Raw genomic sequence first — 19001 nt, 5'->3', positions numbered from 1 at the left:
CGGGTCCGAGGATCGAGTTGCCCTTGCCCGCGTGGAAGACCTCGGGGTCGCCGGCGAAGACCTCCTTGGTGTGCTCGGGCCGGGTCACCATCACCAGCGGCCGACCGTGGGGGATCAGCCGGATCGTGTAGGTGTCGCCGTAGGTCTGCCGCAGCCACGGGTGGAACCGGTGGCGGAACCGCATCAGCGCGACGGTCTGGACGATCGCCGGCCAGCGCGGGCCCGGCGGGAGGTCGGCGTCGCGGGGCGGGGCGGCGCTGCTGCCACCGACGGGACCGGTCGTCCGGAACCGCTGCCGGGTGAGGGCGGGTACGTCGTCGAGAGCGGTCACGCTCCGACCCTACTGCCGGGTAGGCACCGGCGGCATCAGTCGATGAGGCCCGTGCGGCGGGCGATCGCGGCGGCCTCGGTGCGCCCGGAGGCGTCGAGCTTGCCGAGGATGTTGGACACGTGGACCGAGACCGTCTTGGCGCTGATGAACAGCAGCTTGGCGATCTCGCCGTTGGTGCGGCCGTCGGCGACGTGGCCGAGGATCTCGCGCTCGCGGGTGGTCAGCGTGACCGCGGGGGCCTCGGTGCGGGCCGCGGGTGCGGAGCCGATCGCCTGGAGCTCGTCGAGCAGCGGCTGGGCCCCGAGCGCGTGCGCGACCGCGCGCGCCTGGTCGCCGAGCTCGCGGGCGCCCGCGAGGTCGCCGGACGCGCGCAGGATGCCCGACAGCCGCGTGCGCACGACGGCGAGCTCGTGCACGTGGCCGAAGTCGGCGAAGAGCGTCTCGGCCTCGCGCCAGGTCGCGACGAGCACGTCGAGGGGCGGCGCGTCGATGCCGGCCTGCCACCGCGCGCGCAGGGTCTCGGCGTCGAGCCGCTTGACCCACGCGCGGCCCTCGGGACCCCAGTGCCCGGACGGGTCGGTGTAGCGGTCGAGCACGATGTGGCCGTCGGTGTGGAGCCGGTCGACGTCCTTGGCCAGCACGTCGCGCTCGGCCGCGCTGCGGTGGGCCATCGCGTCGGCGAGGACGCCGATGGCCACGGCCGCCAGCCGGATCCGCGCACTGAACCACTCGTGCCAGATCCGGGACAGGACCGCCACGGCCTCGTCGTAGGACGCCACGGCGGCCGCCGGCTCGTCCTTGCGTCCCGCGGAGATCATCTCGATCGAGGCGGCGTGGATCGCGATGGCACCCTCGCGACGCCAGAACGGCCGCAGGCCGATGACGCGGGCGCCGACGTCGTCGCCGCGGTTCTGGAGGATCTGCAGCCGCATCGAGGTGAGCATCGCCCGCGGGATCGGCGGCGGGAACGGTCCCTCGACGACGAAGAGGTCGAGGGCGCGGTCCCACTCGCCGCGGACCAGGTGGATCCAGGACAGCTGCCAGCGGGCCTCGAAGCCGTAGGGCGCCCACGGGACACCGGCGGAGGTGGCGCGCTCGATGCCGCCGGCGAACCAGCGCTCGGCCTCGTCGAACTCGCCCCAGTCCTCGTAGGACCGGCCCAGCAGGAAGCGGCCGCGCAGCTCGGCGTCGATGGCCTCGGACTCGACGGCGCGGTCGACCGCCTCGGCGAGCGCGGTGCGCAGGCCCTCCTTGGGTCCGGCCTTCTTGAGCCCCGAGAGGGTGGTGATCGCGTCGCTGGCGAGCTCGTGGAGGTCGAGCCGCTCGGCGAGCTCGAGGGCGTCGACCCCTGCGGTCTCGGCCTCGTCGAAGCGTCCGTAGGCGGCGAGGATCTTGGCGTGGTTGGCGAGCACCCGGGCCCGCAGCCCGCTCTCGCCGGGCGGCGCCAGGGCCACCGCCTGGGCCGACAGGACGACGGGGTCGATCTCGGCGTCGATCTCGGTGATGTAGATCGCCGCGGCCTGGGCGCTGAGCATCCGGGCGCGCCAGGTGTCGGAGGCGTCGTCGGGCAGCCGCTCGAGCTGCTCGCCGATGACGGCGATCGCGCGCTCGGGGTCGCCCGAGGTGACGAGCGCGTCGGCGGCCTTGACCACGAGCTTGGACAGGTCGATGCCGTGGTCGCCCAGGTCGCTGCGGTCGCCGCGAGCCAGGTCGCCGCTGAGGATCTCGAGCGCCTGCTGGTAGTGGTAGGCCGCCTCGTCGGGGCCACCGACCGACTGGGCCTCGTTGCCCGCGCGGACGCTGGCCTGCAGCGCGGTGGTGCGGTCCATCGCGAGCCGCGCGTGGCGGGCGAGCTCGGCGGCGGTGCCACGGGCGCTGCCGTCACGCAGCACGGCGACGTACCGCGCGTGCAGGCGGGCGCGCTCGCCGGGCAGGAGGTCGTCGTAGACCGCCTCGCCGAGGAGCGCGTGCCGGAAGGCGTAGGCGCCACGCTCGGTCACGAGGACGTTCATCTCGACGGCGCCGCGCAGCCCGGCGTCGAGGGCCTCGGAGCTGAGGCCCGAGGTCGCCTCGAGCAGCTCGTGGGTCACCCGGCGTCCGCTGGCGCTGGCCGCCCGCACGACCTGGCGCGCGTCGTCGTCGAGCCGGTCGAGGCGCACGAGCAGCACGTCGGCGAGGTCCGCCGGGATGAACGTGCCGGGCTCGGCAGCCGCGCTGACGAGCTCCTCGACGAAGAACGCGTTGCCCTCGGCGCGCGCGACGACGTCGGCGAGCTCGGACTCGGGCAGGCCACCGGGCACGAGCTGGCGGACGAGCGAGCGCACGTCGTCGTCGGCCAGCGGGGAGAGGTTGACCCTGTCGACACCTCGCAGCCGCGACCACTCGGCGACCTGGCGGCGCAGCGGGTGGCGACGGTGCAGGTCGTCGGAGCGGTAGGACGCCACGACGGCGAACCCGCCCGAGTCGACCCGCGACAGCAGGAAGCTCAGCATGTCGCGGGTGGACTGGTCGGCCCAGTGCGTGTCCTCGATGACCAGCAGGAGCGGCGCGCGGCGGGCGGCGGCCTCCAGGACCGCGAGCATGGCGCGGAAGAGGTCGGCCCGGTCGAGCGCGGAGGCCTCGGCGTCGACGGGGTCGGTCTCGGCCATCTGCCGGCGTACCGGCTGGAGGCGGGCCAGGGCCGGGTGGGTCGCGGCGACCTCGGCGACCACCTCGGGCTGCTCGGTCGCGAGCCGGCCGAGGACCTCAGAGAACGGCAGGTAGGGCAGGGCGCTGTCGCCGAAGTCGAGGCAGTGACCGGCATAGACCTGCCAGCCCTCGTCGACCGCCACGTCGCGCAGGGCCCGCAGCAGACGGGTCTTGCCCACGCCCGCGTCGCCCGCCAGCAGCACGTCGACCAGCCGGTCGGCGGACCGGGAAGGACGAACGCCGAGCGACGAGGCGATCTCCGTCAGCTCGGCGTCGCGTCCCACCATGGTGGTGCTGGACTGGATCACGGGCTCCATTGTGTGCCTATCGGTCGGTGGGCGTCAGCGGACTCGCCTGTTGGTGCGCTCCGAGCCGCCGACGAACGGGAACCTGCTGCGGGCGGCCCGGCGCTTGACCGGCTTGCCCTTCGACAGGCGCTCACGGCGGTAGTCGACCTCGGCCTGGATCATGCGGTCGTACATGGCGGTACTCCTTGCTCTGTCCCGGCCGACGGGGTTGCCGGCGTCATGAGAAGAGCCTGCGGGCCTGAGGTAGCCGCCCACATCGGGCGACCTCCCTACCTGCCGGCCCACCGGGCGGGCCGGCGCGGCGGCGTACCTCAGACGGGCCCGGCCTCGACGCGACGACCCCAAAAATGACGGACGCCGAGCGACGAATCGGATTCGTTGCTCGGCGTCACGTCGGTGCGCTGTGCGGCGGGGGCGGGCCGGACCGGGCCGGAGGGCGCCCCTCGGTGGGGGTCAGCGGACGCGCCGGTTGACGGTGTCCCCGAGGAAGGGGATCCGGGTCCGGTCGCCACGGGTGCGCTTGACGGGCTTGCCCTTGGAGAGGCGCTCGCGGCGGTAGTCCACCTCGGCCTGGACGGTCATGCGGTCATACATGGTGGTGCTCCTCGCTATCTCAGGGCCGGCCTGGTGCCGACCTCATGGGAAGACACTCGCGCCCTGAGGTAGCACCCCACATCGGGCTGCAGCCCTAGGTGGGTCCGGTGGCTACCTCAGACCGGGGTGACGGGGCTCACGAGGGGCCCACGAGAGCGCCGGTGGGGCGCCCGCCGAGCCACGTCGAGGTGACCAGGGGCACCCCGGGCCGGTAGGCCAGGTGCCGGTGGCTCGGGGCGTCCAGCACCAGCAGGTCGGCACGGGCGCCCGGCACCAGCCGGCCGACGTCGGCGCGGTCGAGGGCGGCCGCGCCGCCGGACGTCGCGGCGTGGACCGCCTCGGCGGGCGTCATCCCCATCTCGCGCACGGCGAGCGCGACGCAGAACGGGATCGACGACGTGAAGGACGAGCCGGGGTTGCAGTCGCTGGCGATCGCGACGCGCACGCCGGCGTCGAGGAGCCTGCGGGCGTCGGGATAGGGCTGGCGGGTCGAGAACTCGACGCCCGGCAGCAGGGTGGCGACCGTGCCCGAGTCGGCGAGGGTGGCGACGTCGGCGTCGGCGAGGTAGGTGCAGTGGTCGACGGCGACCAGGCCGAGCTCGGCCGCGAGCCGTACGCCGGGGCCGTAGGTCAGCTGGTTGGCGTGCAGGCGCCCGCGGAGCCCGACGGCGGCCCCGGCGGCCAGGACCGCCCGGGCCTGGCCGGCGTCGAACGCGCCCTCCTCGCAGAACACGTCGATCCAGCGGGCGTGGGGCGCCGCGGCCTCGAGCATGGGTCCGGTGACGAGGTCGACGTACGCCCCGGGGTCGGTGTCGGCGGGCACGACGTGGGCGCCGAGGAACGTCGTCTCCTCGGTGAACTGCCGGGCGACCGCGAGGCTGCGGGCCTCGTCGCGCACGGTCAGCCCGTAGCCGCTCTTGATCTCGACGGTCGTCGTGCCCTGCCGCCGCATCTCGCCGACCAGGGCGGCGACGTGGGCGGTCAGCTGCTCGTCGGTGGCGGCGCGGGTCGCGGCGACGGTGGTGCGGATGCCGCCGGCGGCGTAGGGCGTCCCGGTCATCCGGGCCTCGAACTCGGCGGCCCGGTCGCCGGCGAACACCAGGTGGGAGTGGGAGTCGACCCAGCCCGGCAGCACCGCCCGGCCGCCGACGTCGACGGCGGTGTCGGCGGCGGGCGCGAGGTGGGCGGGTCCGGTCCAGGCGACGCGGTCGCCGTCGACGACGAGTGCGGCGTCGACGACCGCGCCGAGGAGGTCCGAGGCGTGCGGGTCGTTGGTGACCAGCTCGCTGATGCCGGTGATCAGGGTGCTGGCCACGGTGTCCTCCCCGGTGTCCTCCCCGGTGTCCCCCACAGGGCTCCGACCGCCTCATCGAGCTCGCGCCCGATCTGCTCGGCGTCGCCAGGGGTGTGGACGACCACGCCGTCGACCATCACCCGCACCACGTCGGAGGCGGTCGCGGCGAAGACCGCCGTGTGCTCGTCGGCGCCGGTGCCGGCGGTGCGCGGAGTGGTCGGGTCGAGGGTGACGAGGTCGGCGCGCTTCCCGACGGCGATGGTCCCGACGTCGTCGAGCCCGAGCACGCCGTGCGCCGTGCCGACGTCGAGCAGCTCGGCGGCGGTCCAGTGTCCGCGGCGCTGGGTGGCCAGCCGCTCGTCGAGCTCGACCGCGCGCAGCTCCTCCCACGGGTCGACGACCGCGTGGCTGTCGCTGCCGACGCTGATCCGGCACCCGGCGTCGTGCAGCCGCCGGACCGGGCCGATGCCGTCGGCGAGGTCGCGCTCGGTGGTGGGCGTGACGCAGACGTTGGTGCGGGTGCGTCCGAGGAGCTCGATGTCGTCGTCGGTCAGGTGGGTGGCGTGCACGACGGTGGTGGCGGGCCCGAGGAGGCCCTCCTCGTGGAGCAGCCGGGTCGGCGTCACGCCGTACGCCGCCAGGCAGGCGTCGTTCTCGGCCACCTGCTCCGAGAGGTGGACGTGCAGCGGGCTGCGGTCGCGGAAGACGTGGAGCTGGTCGCGCGGCACCGCCCGCACCGAGTGGATCGCGGCCGGCCCGGACCCGGCCCGCTCGACCCGCTCGGCCCAGCGCTCCGCGGTGCCGTCGCTGTAGCGCACCTGGACCCCCTCCGGGGGCGCCCCGAACCCGCTGCTCAGGTAGCACGTGTCGAGCAGCACCAGCCGGATCCCGGCCTCGGCCGCCGCCTGCCGCAGGGCCGCGCCCATCGCGTCGGGGTCGTCGTAGGGCGTCCCGTCGGGCTGGTGGTGCAGGTAGTGGAACTCCCCCACGCTCGTGCACCCGGCCGCGACCATCTCGCGGTAGGCGGCCCGGGCGAGGCGGCGGTAGGAGTCCGGGTCGAGCCGCGCGGCCACGGCGTACATCTGCTCGCGCCAGGTCCAGAACGTCCCCGTCCCCCGCTGCGTGCGCCCCCGCAGCGCCCGGTGGAACGCGTGGCTGTGGGTGTTGGCGAGGCCGGGGAGGGAGATTCCGGGGACGCGGGTGGGGGTGGCGGAGTCCCCGGCCGGCCGGGGACTCCGACCGTTGTCAGGGGTTGCAACCCCTGACGAGGGTCGGTTCTCCCTGACCACCCGGGCGAAGCGACCGTCGACGACGTCGACCAGCACGTCGTCGTGGACGGCGCCGTCGACCCAGGCGCGCTCGAGGAGGTACGACGTCACGCGACCGCCAGCCGTTCGATCGTGGTCGCGAGCGCCTCGACGCCGGCCAGGCAGTCGGCCGTCGTGGCGGTCTCGGCCGGCGAGTGCGAGACGCCGCTCGGGTTGCGGACGAAGAGCATCGCGCTGCGGATGCCCCGGCCGTGCAGCACGCCGGCGTCGTGGCCGGCCGCGGTCGGCAGGGTCGGCCAGTCGCCTCCGTCGTGGTCGCGGGCGAGGCCGGCGACGAGCGCGTCGTCGAAGACGACCGCCGGCGAGACCGACTCGGCGGTGACGGTGACCGTCGTGCCGTCGCGCCCGGCGCGCTCCCCCGCCTGCCGCTCGACCGCGGCGACGAGGTCGGCGACCGACGCGTCCGACCCGCCCCGGGCGTCGAGCCAGGCGGACACCCGTGACGGCACGGCGTTGGTGCCGTTGGGGGTCACCTCGACGCGGCCGAAGGTCGCCCGCTGCCCGGACAGCCGGGCCTGCTTGTTGGCCGCCAGCGCCGTCATCGCGTAGGTCAGCATGGGGTCGGCCCTGTCCTCCATCCGCGTCGAGCCGGCGTGGTTGGCCTCGCCGGCGAAGTCGAAGCGCCACCGCCCGTGCGGCCAGATCCCGGTCGCGACGCCCACGGCCGCGCCGCGGTCGACGAGGTCACGGCCCTGCTCGACGTGGAGCTCGACGTAGGTCGCCACGTCCTCGAGCAGGGTCGACCCGCCGCCCGCCACCACGTCACCGAGCGCGACGCCGTCACGGTCGCGCAGCGTCCGCGCCCGGTCCCAGCCGATCGCCCCGGTCGCGAGTCGCGACCCCAGGCAGGCCTGCCCGAACCGCGAGCCCTCCTCCTCGACGAACGCCGCGACGCCGACCCGCCGGGTCGGCACCGCCCCGCGCTCGCGGAGCCGGTCGACCGCGGCGAAGGCCGACACGACACCCAACGGGCCGTCGTACGCCCCGCCGTCGAGGACCGAGTCGAGGTGGCTCCCGGTGAGCAGCGCCCCCAGCCCGGAGGGCGAGGCGGGCTCCCACCACGCGACCTGGTTGCCGAACACGTCGGTCTCGACTGTCAGCCCGCGCGCCGCGGCCTGCTCGCCGAACCAGGCGGCCAGCTCGCGCTCGGCGGCGTGGAAGGGCTGGCGGAAGTAGCCGCCGGACGCCGCGGACCGGCCGACGGGCGCGAGGTCGGCCCACATCCGCTCGAAGCCGTCGGGCACCGACCCCTCCTAGGATCCAGGTCATGGAGTTCCAGGACGTCGTACGACGCCGCCGGATGGTCCGCAACTATGCCGACGAACCCGTCGACCCCGCCATCATCGACCGTGCGCTCGCCAACGCGACCCGCGCCCCCAGCGCCGGGTTCACCCAGGGCTGGGCGTTCCTGCTGCTCGACACCCCCGCCGACGTGGCCCGCTTCTGGGCGGTCAGCACCGACACGGTCGACGAGCCCGGCGACTGGCTCGCCGGCATGATGCGGGCTCCCGTGGTGGTGCTGCCCTGCAGCAGCAAGGCCGCCTACCTCGAGCGGTACGCCGAGCCCGACAAGGGCTGGACCGACCGCGACGAGTCCCGGTGGCGGATGCCCTACTGGCACCTCGACGCCGCCAAGGCGTCGCTGCTGATCCTGCAGACCGTCACCGACGCCGGCCTCGGCGCGTGCTTCTTCGGCGTGGTGCCGGAGCGGGAGGGCGCGCTGCGGGAGGAGTTCGGCATCCCCGACAGCCACGACCCGATCGGCGTCGTCACGATCGGCCACCCGGCCCCCGGCGGCTCGGGGGGCTCCCCGACCCGGCGCCCGCGGACGCCGTGGCAGGACGTCGTGCACCGGGGACGCTGGAGCGACTGACCAGCTCGCCCCCACGTCAGAGCGTGCGGTCGAGCAGCTCCTTGAGCTCGTCGAAGTGCCGCTCGGCCGCGCCCTCGTCGTACATCGACGTGTCGGCCATCGAGTAGCCGTGCGGCGCGCCGGGGTAGACCTCGTTGCGGGCGACGAGGCCGTGCTCCTCGAGCGTCTCGCCCAGGGCGGCGACCGCCTCGGGCGGCATCGAGCCGTCGTTGTCGGCGTGGCCGAAGACGAACGCCGCGCGGGCCAGGGCCAGCCCCGCGTGCGGGCTGTCCGGCTCGGCGGTGACGAGGCCGCCGCCGTGGAAGCCTCCGGCGGCCGCGACCTGGTCGGGGTGGCCGGTGGCCGCACGCACCGAGAGCCGGGCACCCATGCAGTAGCCCGTGGCGCCGATCGGGCCGTGCGCGACGCCCTCGAGCCCCCGCAGGGCGGCGACGTAGGCCGCGATGTCGGGCACCGCGAGCTCGCTGGTCAACCGTCCGACGCGCGGCATGGCCTCGGCGAAGAACGCCTCGCGCTCACCCGGCTGGCGCAGGTCGGCCTGCGGGCCGACGGCGTCGACGTCGCCGTCGCGGTGGAACACGTTGGGCGCGAGCACGACGTAGCCCCACGAGGCGATCCGGTCGCACATCTCGGCGATCTGCGGCCGCAGCCCGATCGCGTCCATGAAGAACAGCACGCCGGGTCCACCGCCCAGCTCGGGGCGGGCGACGTAGGCCTCGGCGGTGCCGGTGGGGACGTCGATCTCGATCAGGTCCATGGCGCCGACGCTAGTGGTGGGCTCGTAAACTGGCGACGCGAGGTGATGACGATGACCGACCGACGACCGCAGGAACCCGAGCGCGACGAGCGCACCGGCCAGGCCGCCGCGGCCGCCCGGATGGCTCGCAAGGACCGCTGGGTCGAGGAGCAGATCCGGGTCGCCATGGAGCGGGGTGAGTTCGACGACCTGCCCGGCGCCGGCAAGCCGATCGAGGGGCTGGGCGACTCCCACGACCCCGACTGGTGGCTCAAGAAGCTCGTCGAGCGCGAGAAGATCGCCGTCCTGCCGCTGAGCGTCCAGCTCCGCAAGGAGGACGCCGAGCTCGACGCGCGCCTCGACACGATCGGCTACGAGACCGAGGTACGCCGCGTGGTCACCGACTTCAACGAGCGGGTGGTCGCTGCGCGCTACCGGGCGCCCGAGGGACCGCCGCTGGTCACCATGCCCCGCGACGTCGACGAGGCGGTCGCGGCGTGGACGGACCGGCGGGCCGAGCGCAAGGCGGCACGGGCCGCCGCGCAGGTCGCGGCCGAGGCGGCAGCCCCGCCACGGCGCTGGTGGCAGCGCCGCTCACCCCGCTGAGCGAGACATCGGTCATACCGGCGGCCCCGGGCCGCGCGATAGTTTCCGACCATGCCCGCATCCCAGAGCGCCAAGGACTTCTTCCGCCCCCTGGCGGTCGGTGCCCCCGACCCGCTGACCTCGATCCCGTTCCGCCCGAGCCGGGCGATCCACTTCTTCGACCCGAGCAACGCCAAGATGGCGGCCAAGATCCCGGCGATGGTCGGCACCGTCGACGTGCTGCTCGGCAACCTCGAGGACGCGGTCAAGGCTGACAACAAGGTCGCGGCACGCGAGGGCCTGGTCACGATCGGCCAGGACACCGACGGCCTCGGCGGCGGCGGAGCCACGCAGCTGTGGACGCGCATCAACAGCCTCGACAGCCCGTGGGCGCTCGACGACCTGACCACCCTGGTGGCCGGCATCGGCGACAAGCTCGACGTCGTCATGGTGCCGAAGGTGCAGGGCGCCGAGGACATCCACTACGTCGACCGGCTGCTCGCGCAGCTCGAGGCCAAGGCCGGGCTCGACCGCCCGATCCTGGTCCACGCGATCCTCGAGACGGCGCGCGGGATGGCCAACGTCGAGGAGATCTGTGGCGCGTCGCCGCGCATGCAGGGCCTCTCGCTCGGACCCGCCGACCTCGCCGCCGACCGCCGGATGAAGACCACGCGCGTCGGCGGTGGCCACCCGGGCTACCTCGTGCGCCAGGACCCGCCGGTCGACGAGCTGGGCGTCGCCCAGCTCGACGCTCCGCGGTCGACGTACCAGCAGGACCTCTGGCACTACACGATCGCCCGGATGGTCGACGCGTGCGCGATGCACGGCATCTACCCCTACTACGGGCCGTTCGGCGACATCGCCGACGTGCAGGCCTGCGAGGACCAGTTCCGCAACGCGTTCCTGCTCGGCTGCGTCGGCACCTGGAGCCTGCACCCCAAGCAGATCGCCATCGCCAACAAGGTCTTCTCCCCCAGCGTCGAGGACATCGCCCACGCCCGCCGGGTGGTCGCCGCGATGGGCGACGGCACCGGCGCGGTGATGCTCGACGGCAAGATGGAGGACGACGCCTCCCTCAAGCAGTGCCTGGTGATGGTGGCCCTGGCCGAGCAGCTCTCCGCGATCGACCCCGAGCTCAAGGCGCAGTACGACGCCATCCCGAGCAGCGAGGTGCCCGCATGAGCGAGTTCACGCCGCTGCGCTCGGTGCTCTACATGCCGAGCTCCAACGCCAAGGCCATCGAGAAGGCCAAGACCCTGCCGATCGACGCGGTCATCTTCGACCTCGAGGACGCCGTCGCCCCCGACGCCAAGCCGTCGGCCCGCGACGCGGCGGTCGCGGCGGTCACGTCGGGCGACTACGGCCGTCGTACCCTCACCATCCGCGTCAACGGCATCGGCACCGAGTGGCACGACGACGACCTCGCCGCCGCCGCGGCCGCGGGTCCCGCCGCCGTCGTCGTCCCCAAGGTCGACAGCGCCGACGAGGTGCACGCCCTCGTCGCCGCGATGGAGAAGGCCGGCGCCCCCGACCACACCCGGCTGTGGGCCATGATCGAGACCCCGGTCGCGATCCTCGACGTGCTGTCGATCGCCCGGGCCTCCGAGCGGCTGTCGGTGCTCGTCATGGGCACCAACGACCTCGTCAAGGAGCTGTACGCCGAGCACGTGCCCGGCCGTGCCCCGATCCTCCCGTCCCTGCACACCGCGCTGCTGGCCGCCCGCGCCGCCGGCATCGCGATCGTCGACGGCGTCTACAACGACGTCAAGGACACCGAGGGCTTCCTCGCCGAGTGCGAGCAGGGCCGACAGATGGGCTTCGACGGCAAGACCCTCATCCACCCCGGCCAGGTCGAGGGCGCCAACACCGCGTTCGCCCCGTCCGAGAAGGCGATCGAGGACGCCCGCGGGCTGATCCAGGCCTGGGAGGGCGGCAAGGGCTCCGGCGTGGTCACCTACAACGGCCGGATGGTCGAGAACCTCCACGTCGCGTCGGCCGAGCGCACGCTGTCGATCGCCGAGGCGGTCGCTGCGCTCGAGGGCTGACCAGCCCCCGTCCGGTCACGCCTGGCGGACCAGCTCGGCGAGCTGGTTGAAGAAGCCCACCCAGCCGTCGCGAGCGCCCGCCGCGTGGGCGGGGTCGGTGTGCACGCCGGCCTGGCGGAACTCCTGGCGCGTCCCGTCGCCCTCGGCGACCAGCGTCACGGTGCACAGCGACGCGAGGTCGCCGACGGTGTTGTCGGGGTCGCCGGTCGTGAAAGCAAGCGTGTCGTCGGTGGCCTCGACGTAGGCGCCGCCGAGCGGCATCTCCTGCCCGTCGGGCATCGCGAAGACGAGGCCCCAGCTGCCACCGGGCCGCGCGTCGACGGTGGCCTTCTCGCGGCTGGACGGACCGAACCACTGGGCGAGCTGGTCGGCCGTCGTCCACGCCTCGCGGACGCGGGCGACGGGGGCGTCGAGGTGGGTGGTCAGGGAGTACTCTACCGTGACCGGGTTGACCTCGCTGATCTCGGCGGTGAAGCCGCTGTCGAGGATCGGGCCGTGGGTGGTGATGCTGCTCATCGTCTGCTCCTGGGTCGGTGTCGGTCCTGCTTCTGACAGTCCTGCTTCTGACTGTCCTGCTTCTGACAGTGCGACGAACGGGGCCGCGCGGATACGACACCCCGGTCGCGACGGAGTCCGCTCAGCCCCAGAGCGCGCGCAGCTCGTCGACGTGGGCGGCGGCCTGGGCGCGGCCGGCGCGCGCCGAGGGCGGCCGGGCGGCGGGGTCGAGCACGTTGCCGCCGATGGCCCGCTTCGACCCGGCGTCGGGCGTGATCACGACGTGGCGCACACCCAGCTCGGTCAGCTGCTGGGCGGCGCTGCGGATCGGCCCGATCGCCCGGTCGAGCGGCGAGAGGACGACGACCGGGTCGAACCCGGAGGCCAGGTCGGCGTTGGCCCCGGACCGGACACCGCCGTCGATGAACGTGCGGCCGCCGATCGGGATCGGCGGATAGACGCACGGCACCGAGCACGAGGCGTTGACGGCGTCCTCCAGCGACACCTCGGCGACGTCGCCCTGCGGGCCGAAGACCGTCAGCTCGCCGGTCGAGGCGTCGACGGCGGTGACGACGAGGTCGCGGTCGTTCCACTCGAGACCGCCGATGCGCTGCGCGACCTGCTGGTAGCGCTCGGGGACGGTGGGCGTGCGGCCCTTGGCCGCCACCGCGACCGCCTGCCGGCCGAGGATCCGGCCGAACCGCTCGATGTCGCCCCGCGACCGCACCAGCGAGGTGACCAGCCGTACGGCGACCGACGGCCCGATCGCGGCCAGTGGAGCGGTGTCGCCGAGCGCGGCCGGCGAGAGCAGCTGGCGACGGTAGAGCTCGTCGAGCCCGGTGTCGGAGGTGATCTGGGCGCCGACGATCGACCCCGCCGACGTACCGATCACGCGGTCGGCCGTCGTCAGGTCGACGCCGGCCTCGGCCAGGCCGGCCAGCAGGCCGGTCTCCCACGCGATGCCCGTGATGCCGCCGCCGCCCAGGACCAGTGCTCGCTTGCTCATCGGGCCAGTCTGGCGGGTGCGCGTCGCCCCGGGTCGTCGACCCCGCTCTCCCTCGGCTCGCTACGGTCGGCCCCATGAGTCGTGTCGCGATCGTCGGTGGCCACGGACACGTGGCCCTCCAGCTCCACCCGCTCCTGCGCGCCGCCGGGCACACCCCGGTCGCCCTGGTCCGCAGGGAGGACTACCGCGACGAGCTCGAGGCGCTCGGAGCCGAGGTCCGCCTGCTCGACATCGAGGCCGGAGACCTCCAGCAGTTCGTCGCCGCCTTCGAGGGCTGCGACGCCGTGGTGTTCGCCGCGGGCGGCGGTGCCGACGGCAACATCGAGCGCAAGAAGTCCGTCGACCTCGGCGGCTCCCTGCTGTCGATCGAGGCCGCCCAGCAGGTCGGGATCACCCGGTTCGTGCAGGTCTCGGCCTGGGGCGTCGACGAGCCGCTGCCCGACGACGTCAGCGCCACCTGGAAGGCCTACGTCGAGGCCAAGGCCGGCGCCGACGCCGCGCTCCGCGACAGCGGGCTCGACTGGACCGTCGTCCGACCCGGCCGCCTCACCCACGACGCCGCCACCGGCCGCGTCCTCCTCGGCTCGGACACCGAGATCCCGCACGACGACCCGGCTCGGTCCAGCGACCCCGACAACGCCAACGGTGACGTCACCCGGGCCGACGTGGCGGCGGTCGTCGCAGCCGTCCTCGACGCCGACCACACGATCGGCGTGCAGCTCGTGGTCGTCGGCGGGGACGTGCCGGTGGCCGAGGCCGTCGCCGGCCTGAGCGGCTGAGACCCGGCAGCCCTCCGAGGGCGACGCAGGCATGCGGCGCGAGCCGCGGTGGAGTGACTAGCCGTCCAGCGGGCGGAGCTCGTCGGCGTAGGACACCGAGAAGCGGCGCATGACGCCGGAGTCGCTGATGGAGTACTGGCCCATCCGCCACAGCGGCGGCGAGTAGGCGTGGATCGAGACCGATCCGTCGACGGCGCCGCCCATCCGGTGGATGTGGTCGGGGCCGAAGGCGATGGTGCGGCCGGCCTTGACGGTCTTGACCGCGGGGGTGCCGCCGAGGCGGGGGCGGCTCTCGCTCACGGCACCCTGGGTGACGTGGACGGCGCCCGCGGAGGTGTCGTGGTCGTGCCAGCCGGTGTCGTCCTCGAGGTTCCAGCACAGGAGCCAGACGTCGACGTCGGCGTCGCGGTAGAGGGACACGAAGTGCCGGCCGTCGCCGTCGTGGCGGACGTACTTCTCCCACAGGTCGGGGCGCGCGGCCAGCTCGCGCACGAAGGCACGCAGCTCGCGTGAGCTGAGCTCGCGACCCGGCAGGGCGGGCAGGTCGTCGCGGGTCAGGATGCTGCTCGCCGGTGAAGGGGCCAAACCGGGATCGGTCAGCGTCATCGTGTGCCTCCGTTCAGCAGGTGGTGAGGGTTGGTGATGTAGAGGGCCTGGGAGAAGGCGTCGCCCAGCCCGGGGTCGCGCGGGAGCGCGTAGGGGCGGTCCGAGCCGTGCACGATCGGGTCGACGCCGACGACGCGGATCACCGCGTCGACCGCCCGCGACCCGTAGGACGAGGTGTCGTAGTAGACGTGGCGGTCGACGGCCCCGAAGGCGCCGCCGCGGGCCGCGAGCCGCTCGTGGTGGAGGGGCGCGAGCCCGGCGAGGGCGACGAAGCAGATGCGCAGGTCGGGCAGCAGCGCCCGTCCCGCGACGTGCCAGGCGAACCAGGCGGCCGTCAGCTGGGCGGTGTAGGACGTCAGCGCGGGCCACCAACCGGGCAGCGTCGCGCCGCTGATCGGCGCGGCCGGAGCCGGCCCGGGGTGGACGAGGACCGGCCGGCCGGCGGCCTCGACGACCGCGAGCACGGGTGCGAGCCGGGTCAGGGCCGCCGGGTCGAGCAGGGCGGTGGCCGGCACCTGCAGCCCGCAGACCGACGGCTGGGCCAGGGTGGTCCGGAGCGCGTCGAGGTCGGGGTCGACCAGGTTGACCGCTGCCCAGAGTCCGTGGCCCGGGCCGAGGTCGGCCGCGAAGGCGTGCCACGCGTCGAGCAGCGGGGCGGCCTGGTCGGGCGCGAGGGTCTCGATGCCGAGCGGGCTCGAGAGGGAGACCAGGGCGAGGTCGATCCGGTCGCCCTCGTCGATCGTGCGGCGTTCGCTGAGCACGTGGTCGCCGGGGACCAGCGCGAAGTCGGGCTCGCCGTCGAGCAGCAGCGTGTCGTCGACGATCCGCGGCGAGACCGAGCGCCGCCGGAGCTCCTCGACGAGGGCGTCCGGCCAGGCGTGCTGGTGGACGTCGACGCGGGGCATGCGGGTCATGATAACTCTATCGACTTAGTTTAGTTAGCGGCGGGGCTAGCGTGTCGGTCATGGCGTCAACCCTCGCGTGCATCGGACTCGACGTCGGCGACCTCGACACCCTCAACGGCTACCTTGCCGCCATGCCCTCCCAGGTCGTCGGGCGGGTGGGTGGGATCGAGTCGGTGCGCTACTACGACCCGAGCGGTGCGCGGGTGGTCGTGGCCCTCGACACCGCCGGCGAGACGATCGACCTCGTGCCGTCCTACGACGCCCGCGCGGGTGCGCTGCTGGCCGACCTCGGGCCCCTCGGCCCGGTCGTGCAGGCGGACGTCGTCAACGACGACCGGGAGGTCGCAACCCGCCTCGCCGTCGACCTCGAGCAGCGTCGTCACCTCGTCGGCGCCGTCGGAGGCCCGCTGCGCGGGTCCGTCGTCGCGCTCGGCGTCGAGATGACGGTGCACGCCGACGCGGACGCGTTCGCCGGGTCCGACGCGAGCGTCCTCAGCGAGCCCGAGCCCGGCGAGGACCCCACCCGGTGGGCGGCCGAGTCGTTCGTGTCCTACGGCCTCTTCACCGGCGACGGCGACCCCGAGCCCACCGCGTTCCTCGCCGGCACGGTGCTCGCGGCCGAGACCCACACCCACGCGGTGTCCGGCCAGGTCTTCCACAGCGCCCGCCTCCGCACCGTCGGCTTCGAGGCCACGGTCTGCCTCCCCGGATCCGAGCACGCAGCTGCCCCGGTCCCCGGCAACGTGGTCGCCGGGTCCTGCTACCTCGTCGTCGACGTCCCCACCCTGTGGACGGTCGAGCCGCCGCGTCGCAAGCGGCGCTGGGGCCGCTGACCGCTCCCCGCCACGAATGACCCAGGCTGCGTCGGGTTCGGCAGGGGTCCGTCTCGCGAAGTGACCCAGGCTGCGTCGGGTTCGGCAGGGGTCCGTTTCGCGAAGTGACCCAGGCTGCGTCGGGTTCGGCAGGGGTCCATTTCGCAAAGTGACCCAGGCTGCGTCGGGTTCGGCAGGGGTCCATTTCGCAAAGTGACCCAGGGTGGGTCACTTCACTGTTCGGGGTGCCGTCAAACGCGACGCACCCTGGGTCAGTGGGGTCTGGGTCAGCGGGGGTCTGGGTCAGTGGGGGTCTGGGTCAGCTCGAGGCCAGGCTCAGTCGCCGCGACGGAGGCGCTCGTCGAGCCACAGCTTCATGCTCCCCGCGGCGCCGGCGACGTCGTGGACGAGCCGGCCGAGCGCGTCCTGCGACGACGAGAAGGCCTCGGAGTAGGAGCTGGCCGCGTCCTTGGCCGCGTCGGTGACCTTGGCGTCGCTGTCGTCGTCGCGGCGCGGGTAGGCGCCGCCGAGGATGGCAGCGTACTCCCCCGAGTCCACCCAGCGCCGCAGCTCGGCGGCCCGGACGACGGCGAACGGGTGGGTGGTCTTCTCCACGAGCATCAGCTTGAGGACGGAGTCGCGCAGGTCGCCGCTGTCGAGGTACTCCTGGCCCTGGGCCATGAACGTCGACAGGTCCAGCTCGCCCATCAGCCCGCCGCTGGCGAGCTGCATGTGGGCGCGGATGGCGGCGGCGGGGTCCTGCGTGGCGAGGAGCCCGGCGCGGTCGGCGGAGAGCTCGGCCTTGCGCGACCACTCGTAGAGGGCGGCGATGATGGCGCGGATGCCGAGGCCGCCGAGCGGGATGGTGTTGAGGACGCCGGTGAGGTTGATCAGCCGCTCGAGCAGGGTGCGATAGACGGCGTGGCCGCTGAGCGCGTGGCCGAGCTCGTGGCCGATGACGAACCGCAGCTCGTCCTCCTCGAGCAGGTCGACCAGGGCCGAGTTGAGCACGATGATCGGCTTGTCGAGGCCGATGGTGACGGCGTTGAGGGTCGGGTCAGCCCGGACGTAGAGCTCGGGGACGTCCTCGGTGTCGAGCACCCGGGCCGCGTCGCGCAGCAGGAAGTGCAGCGTCGGGAACTGGCGCTCGTCGACGCGCACCGTCGTCCCGAGCAGGAGCAGGCGGGTCGTGCGCTCGTTGACCAGCCCGGACATCGCCTTGAGCACGGTGTCGAAGCCCTTGAGCTTGCGCAGGGCGACCAGCGCCCCGCGGTCGGCCGGGTGCTCCCAGGCGCGCGAGCTGATGCCGGACAGGGTGGCCCGCGAACGGGACGGCTGCGTCGTCACGCGCACACTGTTGCACGACAGCCCACACCACCACCGGGGTTCCCAGCGGGCTCCCAGTGCGCCGGTCCACGCTGCCGCCATGACCACCTCCGCGAAGACCGCCACGACCAAGACCGCCCCCGCCACGCCGCTCCTGCTGCCCGGCCAGGCCGCCTCGCCCGCCGGGCCCTGCGACCTGTCGGGCATGTACCTCATGCACCACGCGTTCCGCCGCGACCTGCGCCGCTTCACCGCGGCCGTCGAGCACACCCCGCTCGACGACGCCACGACCTGGCGCGCCCTGCAGGAGCGCTGGGGCCGGATGGCCCACCACCTCCACGAGCACCACAGCGTCGAGGACCGCGTGCTGTGGCCGCTGCTGCAGGAGCGCGTCGACGCCGCCGGGGACCAGACCGGGCAGCGGGTCCTCGACGCGATGACCGCCGAGCACGCCGACATCGACCCGCTGCTCGAGCGGGCCGGCGACGGGTTCCGGACGATGGCCGACGCGCCGCTCCGCACCGTGGCCGACGACCTCGCCGAGACCCTGGTCGAGGCCTTCGCGCTGCTCGACGGGCACCTGGGCCACGAGGAGCGAGACGCCGTCGCGCTCGTGCAGCGCTACGTCGGCGCCGACGAGTGGGACCGGCTCGAGCGCCGCGAGTTCCGCGGTCGGCCGGCGATCGGCGAGCTGCGCTTCCAGCTGCCGTGGATGGTGGCGGGCCTCCCCGACGACGTCGTGGCCCCGCTCGTCCGGGCCGCCGGCCCCGCGTTCCGGCTCCTGCTCGTCACGTCACGGCGCGCGTTCGACAAGCAGGAGGCGGCGGCCTTCGCTCACGTCCCGGCCACGGCATGACGCTCGGCCTGGTCCGGCCGACCACCGACGACGACTTCACCGACGTCGTCCTCGGGGCGGCCGGGCCCGTGCTGGTCGCGTTCCACGCGGGAGCCAGTGCGCCGCCGTACGTCGACGACCTGGCGTACGACGCGCCGTGGCTGACCTGTGTCCGCCTCGACGCCGACCGGTGGCCGCGCACACCCGCCGCCTACCGCGTGCTGCGGCTGCCGACGGTCCTGGTCTTCGCGGGCGGCGAGCCCGTGCTCACCCTCGACGGCGGGCAGCCGCTCGTCACCGTGCGCCGGCTCCTCGACGCCCTGCGCTGACGCTCACCGACAGCTCAGAACCCGGCCGCGGCCCGGACGTCGGCGAACCAGGCCACGCAGGCCCGCAGGCCCCAAGCCTGCGCGAGCCGCACGGCGTCGTCGGCGTGCCGGGCCGCCGCGGCGAGG

The 19001-nt window shown here is 74.1% G+C and carries 20 protein-coding genes and 1 pseudogene; 8 read left to right on the top strand and 13 right to left on the bottom strand.

The window, feature by feature from the left end:
• From Q7T52_RS17040 to Q7T52_RS17010, 7 genes and pseudogenes are all read right to left on the bottom strand, one after another.
• Positions 1 to 331, bottom strand: a pseudogene (locus Q7T52_RS17040) (cytochrome P450); the annotation flags it as partial.
• A 35-nt stretch (positions 332 to 366) separates the two neighbouring features.
• Positions 367 to 3327 (bottom strand): helix-turn-helix transcriptional regulator, encoded by a 2961-nt coding sequence (locus tag Q7T52_RS17035; RefSeq protein ID WP_304804591.1) that lies wholly within the window; start codon positions 3325 to 3327, stop codon positions 367 to 369.
• Between the two features lie 33 nt (positions 3328 to 3360).
• Positions 3361 to 3501: a hypothetical protein gene (locus tag Q7T52_RS17030; protein ID WP_304804589.1), complete on the bottom strand. Its 141-nt coding sequence runs from the start codon at positions 3499 to 3501 to the stop codon at positions 3361 to 3363.
• Positions 3502 to 3780: 279 nt separating this feature from the next.
• Complete coding sequence (locus Q7T52_RS17025) at positions 3781 to 3921, bottom strand: hypothetical protein (RefSeq protein ID WP_304804586.1); 141 nt, start codon at positions 3919 to 3921, stop codon at positions 3781 to 3783.
• 136 nt (positions 3922 to 4057) lie between these two features.
• The gene (gene hutI, locus Q7T52_RS17020; protein ID WP_304804584.1) at positions 4058 to 5236 is read right to left on the bottom strand and encodes an imidazolonepropionase; all 1179 of its coding nucleotides are present in this window, start codon (positions 5234 to 5236) and stop codon (positions 4058 to 4060) included.
• Complete coding sequence (locus tag Q7T52_RS17015) at positions 5221 to 6594, bottom strand: formimidoylglutamate deiminase (RefSeq protein ID WP_304804582.1); 1374 nt, start codon at positions 6592 to 6594, stop codon at positions 5221 to 5223. Before Q7T52_RS17015 ends, hutI begins: the two co-directional genes overlap by 16 nt.
• Positions 6591 to 7787, bottom strand: coding sequence for an allantoate amidohydrolase (locus tag Q7T52_RS17010; RefSeq protein ID WP_304804580.1), 1197 nt, complete (start codon positions 7785 to 7787; stop codon positions 6591 to 6593). Before Q7T52_RS17010 ends, Q7T52_RS17015 begins: the two co-directional genes overlap by 4 nt.
• A gap of 23 nt (positions 7788 to 7810) precedes the next feature.
• Here Q7T52_RS17010 and Q7T52_RS17005 point away from each other — a divergent pair, with 23 nt between their 5' ends.
• Positions 7811 to 8416: a nitroreductase family protein gene (locus Q7T52_RS17005; protein ID WP_304804578.1), complete on the top strand. Its 606-nt coding sequence runs from the start codon at positions 7811 to 7813 to the stop codon at positions 8414 to 8416.
• Between the two features lie 16 nt (positions 8417 to 8432).
• Here the strand turns inward: Q7T52_RS17005 and Q7T52_RS17000 are convergent, their stop codons facing one another.
• Entirely contained in the window at positions 8433 to 9173 is a 741-nt protein-coding gene (locus Q7T52_RS17000; protein WP_304804577.1) for a dienelactone hydrolase family protein, read from the bottom strand.
• A 51-nt stretch (positions 9174 to 9224) separates the two neighbouring features.
• Between Q7T52_RS17000 and Q7T52_RS16995 the strand changes: the two genes are divergently transcribed.
• Genes Q7T52_RS16995 through Q7T52_RS16985 form a run of 3 tightly spaced genes read left to right on the top strand, consistent with a single transcriptional unit; the run spans position 9225 to position 11782 of the window.
• Positions 9225 to 9758, top strand: a complete 534-nt coding sequence (locus Q7T52_RS16995; protein ID WP_304804575.1) for a DUF1992 domain-containing protein — start codon at positions 9225 to 9227, stop codon at positions 9756 to 9758.
• Positions 9759 to 9809: 51 nt separating this feature from the next.
• Positions 9810 to 10919 carry a CoA ester lyase gene (locus Q7T52_RS16990; RefSeq protein WP_304804573.1) on the top strand — a complete coding sequence of 370 codons (1110 nt, stop codon included), beginning with the start codon at positions 9810 to 9812 and terminating at the stop codon, positions 10917 to 10919.
• Positions 10916 to 11782 carry a CoA ester lyase gene (locus Q7T52_RS16985; protein ID WP_304804571.1) on the top strand — a complete coding sequence of 289 codons (867 nt, stop codon included), beginning with the start codon at positions 10916 to 10918 and terminating at the stop codon, positions 11780 to 11782. The genes Q7T52_RS16990 and Q7T52_RS16985 overlap by 4 nt, the downstream gene beginning before the upstream one ends.
• A 15-nt stretch (positions 11783 to 11797) precedes the next feature.
• On the opposite strand, the gene Q7T52_RS16980 is transcribed toward Q7T52_RS16985, so the two are convergent.
• Entirely contained in the window at positions 11798 to 12298 is a 501-nt protein-coding gene (locus tag Q7T52_RS16980; RefSeq protein WP_304804570.1) for an SRPBCC domain-containing protein, read from the bottom strand.
• Positions 12299 to 12419: 121 nt separating this feature from the next.
• The gene (locus Q7T52_RS16975) at positions 12420 to 13283 is read right to left on the bottom strand and encodes a patatin-like phospholipase family protein (RefSeq protein ID WP_304804569.1); all 864 of its coding nucleotides are present in this window, start codon (positions 13281 to 13283) and stop codon (positions 12420 to 12422) included.
• A gap of 74 nt (positions 13284 to 13357) precedes the next feature.
• Here Q7T52_RS16975 and Q7T52_RS16970 point away from each other — a divergent pair, with 74 nt between their 5' ends.
• A complete protein-coding gene (locus tag Q7T52_RS16970) occupies positions 13358 to 14062 on the top strand; it encodes an NAD(P)H-binding protein (RefSeq protein ID WP_304804568.1) in 705 nt (234 codons plus the stop codon).
• Between the two features lie 57 nt (positions 14063 to 14119).
• Here the strand turns inward: Q7T52_RS16970 and Q7T52_RS16965 are convergent, their stop codons facing one another.
• Together Q7T52_RS16965 and Q7T52_RS16960 are read right to left on the bottom strand one after the other, a co-directional pair.
• The gene (locus Q7T52_RS16965; protein WP_304804566.1) at positions 14120 to 14668 is read right to left on the bottom strand and encodes a cysteine dioxygenase family protein; all 549 of its coding nucleotides are present in this window, start codon (positions 14666 to 14668) and stop codon (positions 14120 to 14122) included.
• Positions 14665 to 15573, bottom strand: a complete 909-nt coding sequence (locus Q7T52_RS16960; protein WP_304804565.1) for an amidohydrolase family protein — start codon at positions 15571 to 15573, stop codon at positions 14665 to 14667. Before Q7T52_RS16960 ends, Q7T52_RS16965 begins: the two co-directional genes overlap by 4 nt.
• Positions 15574 to 15632: 59 nt before the next feature.
• On the opposite strand from Q7T52_RS16960, the gene Q7T52_RS16955 reads away from it, so the two are divergent.
• Entirely contained in the window at positions 15633 to 16406 is a 774-nt protein-coding gene (locus tag Q7T52_RS16955) for a hypothetical protein (protein WP_304804563.1), read from the top strand.
• A gap of 315 nt (positions 16407 to 16721) precedes the next feature.
• On the opposite strand, the gene Q7T52_RS16950 is transcribed toward Q7T52_RS16955, so the two are convergent.
• Positions 16722 to 17732, bottom strand: a complete 1011-nt coding sequence (locus Q7T52_RS16950) for a M48 family metallopeptidase (protein ID WP_304804562.1) — start codon at positions 17730 to 17732, stop codon at positions 16722 to 16724.
• Positions 17733 to 17811: 79 nt separating this feature from the next.
• On the opposite strand from Q7T52_RS16950, the gene Q7T52_RS16945 reads away from it, so the two are divergent.
• Positions 17812 to 18567, top strand: coding sequence for a hemerythrin domain-containing protein (locus Q7T52_RS16945; RefSeq protein WP_304804560.1), 756 nt, complete (start codon positions 17812 to 17814; stop codon positions 18565 to 18567).
• Positions 18564 to 18875: a co-chaperone YbbN gene (locus tag Q7T52_RS16940; protein ID WP_304804559.1), complete on the top strand. Its 312-nt coding sequence runs from the start codon at positions 18564 to 18566 to the stop codon at positions 18873 to 18875. The genes Q7T52_RS16945 and Q7T52_RS16940 overlap by 4 nt, the downstream gene beginning before the upstream one ends.
• The last annotated feature ends 126 nt before the right edge of the window (positions 18876 to 19001 follow it).

The organism is Nocardioides sp., from assembly GCF_030655615.1.
Taxonomy (GTDB): domain Bacteria; phylum Actinomycetota; class Actinomycetes; order Propionibacteriales; family Nocardioidaceae; genus Nocardioides.
Note: the sequence above shows the minus strand (reverse complement) of the source record. Positions and strands in the feature narration are given on the sequence as shown.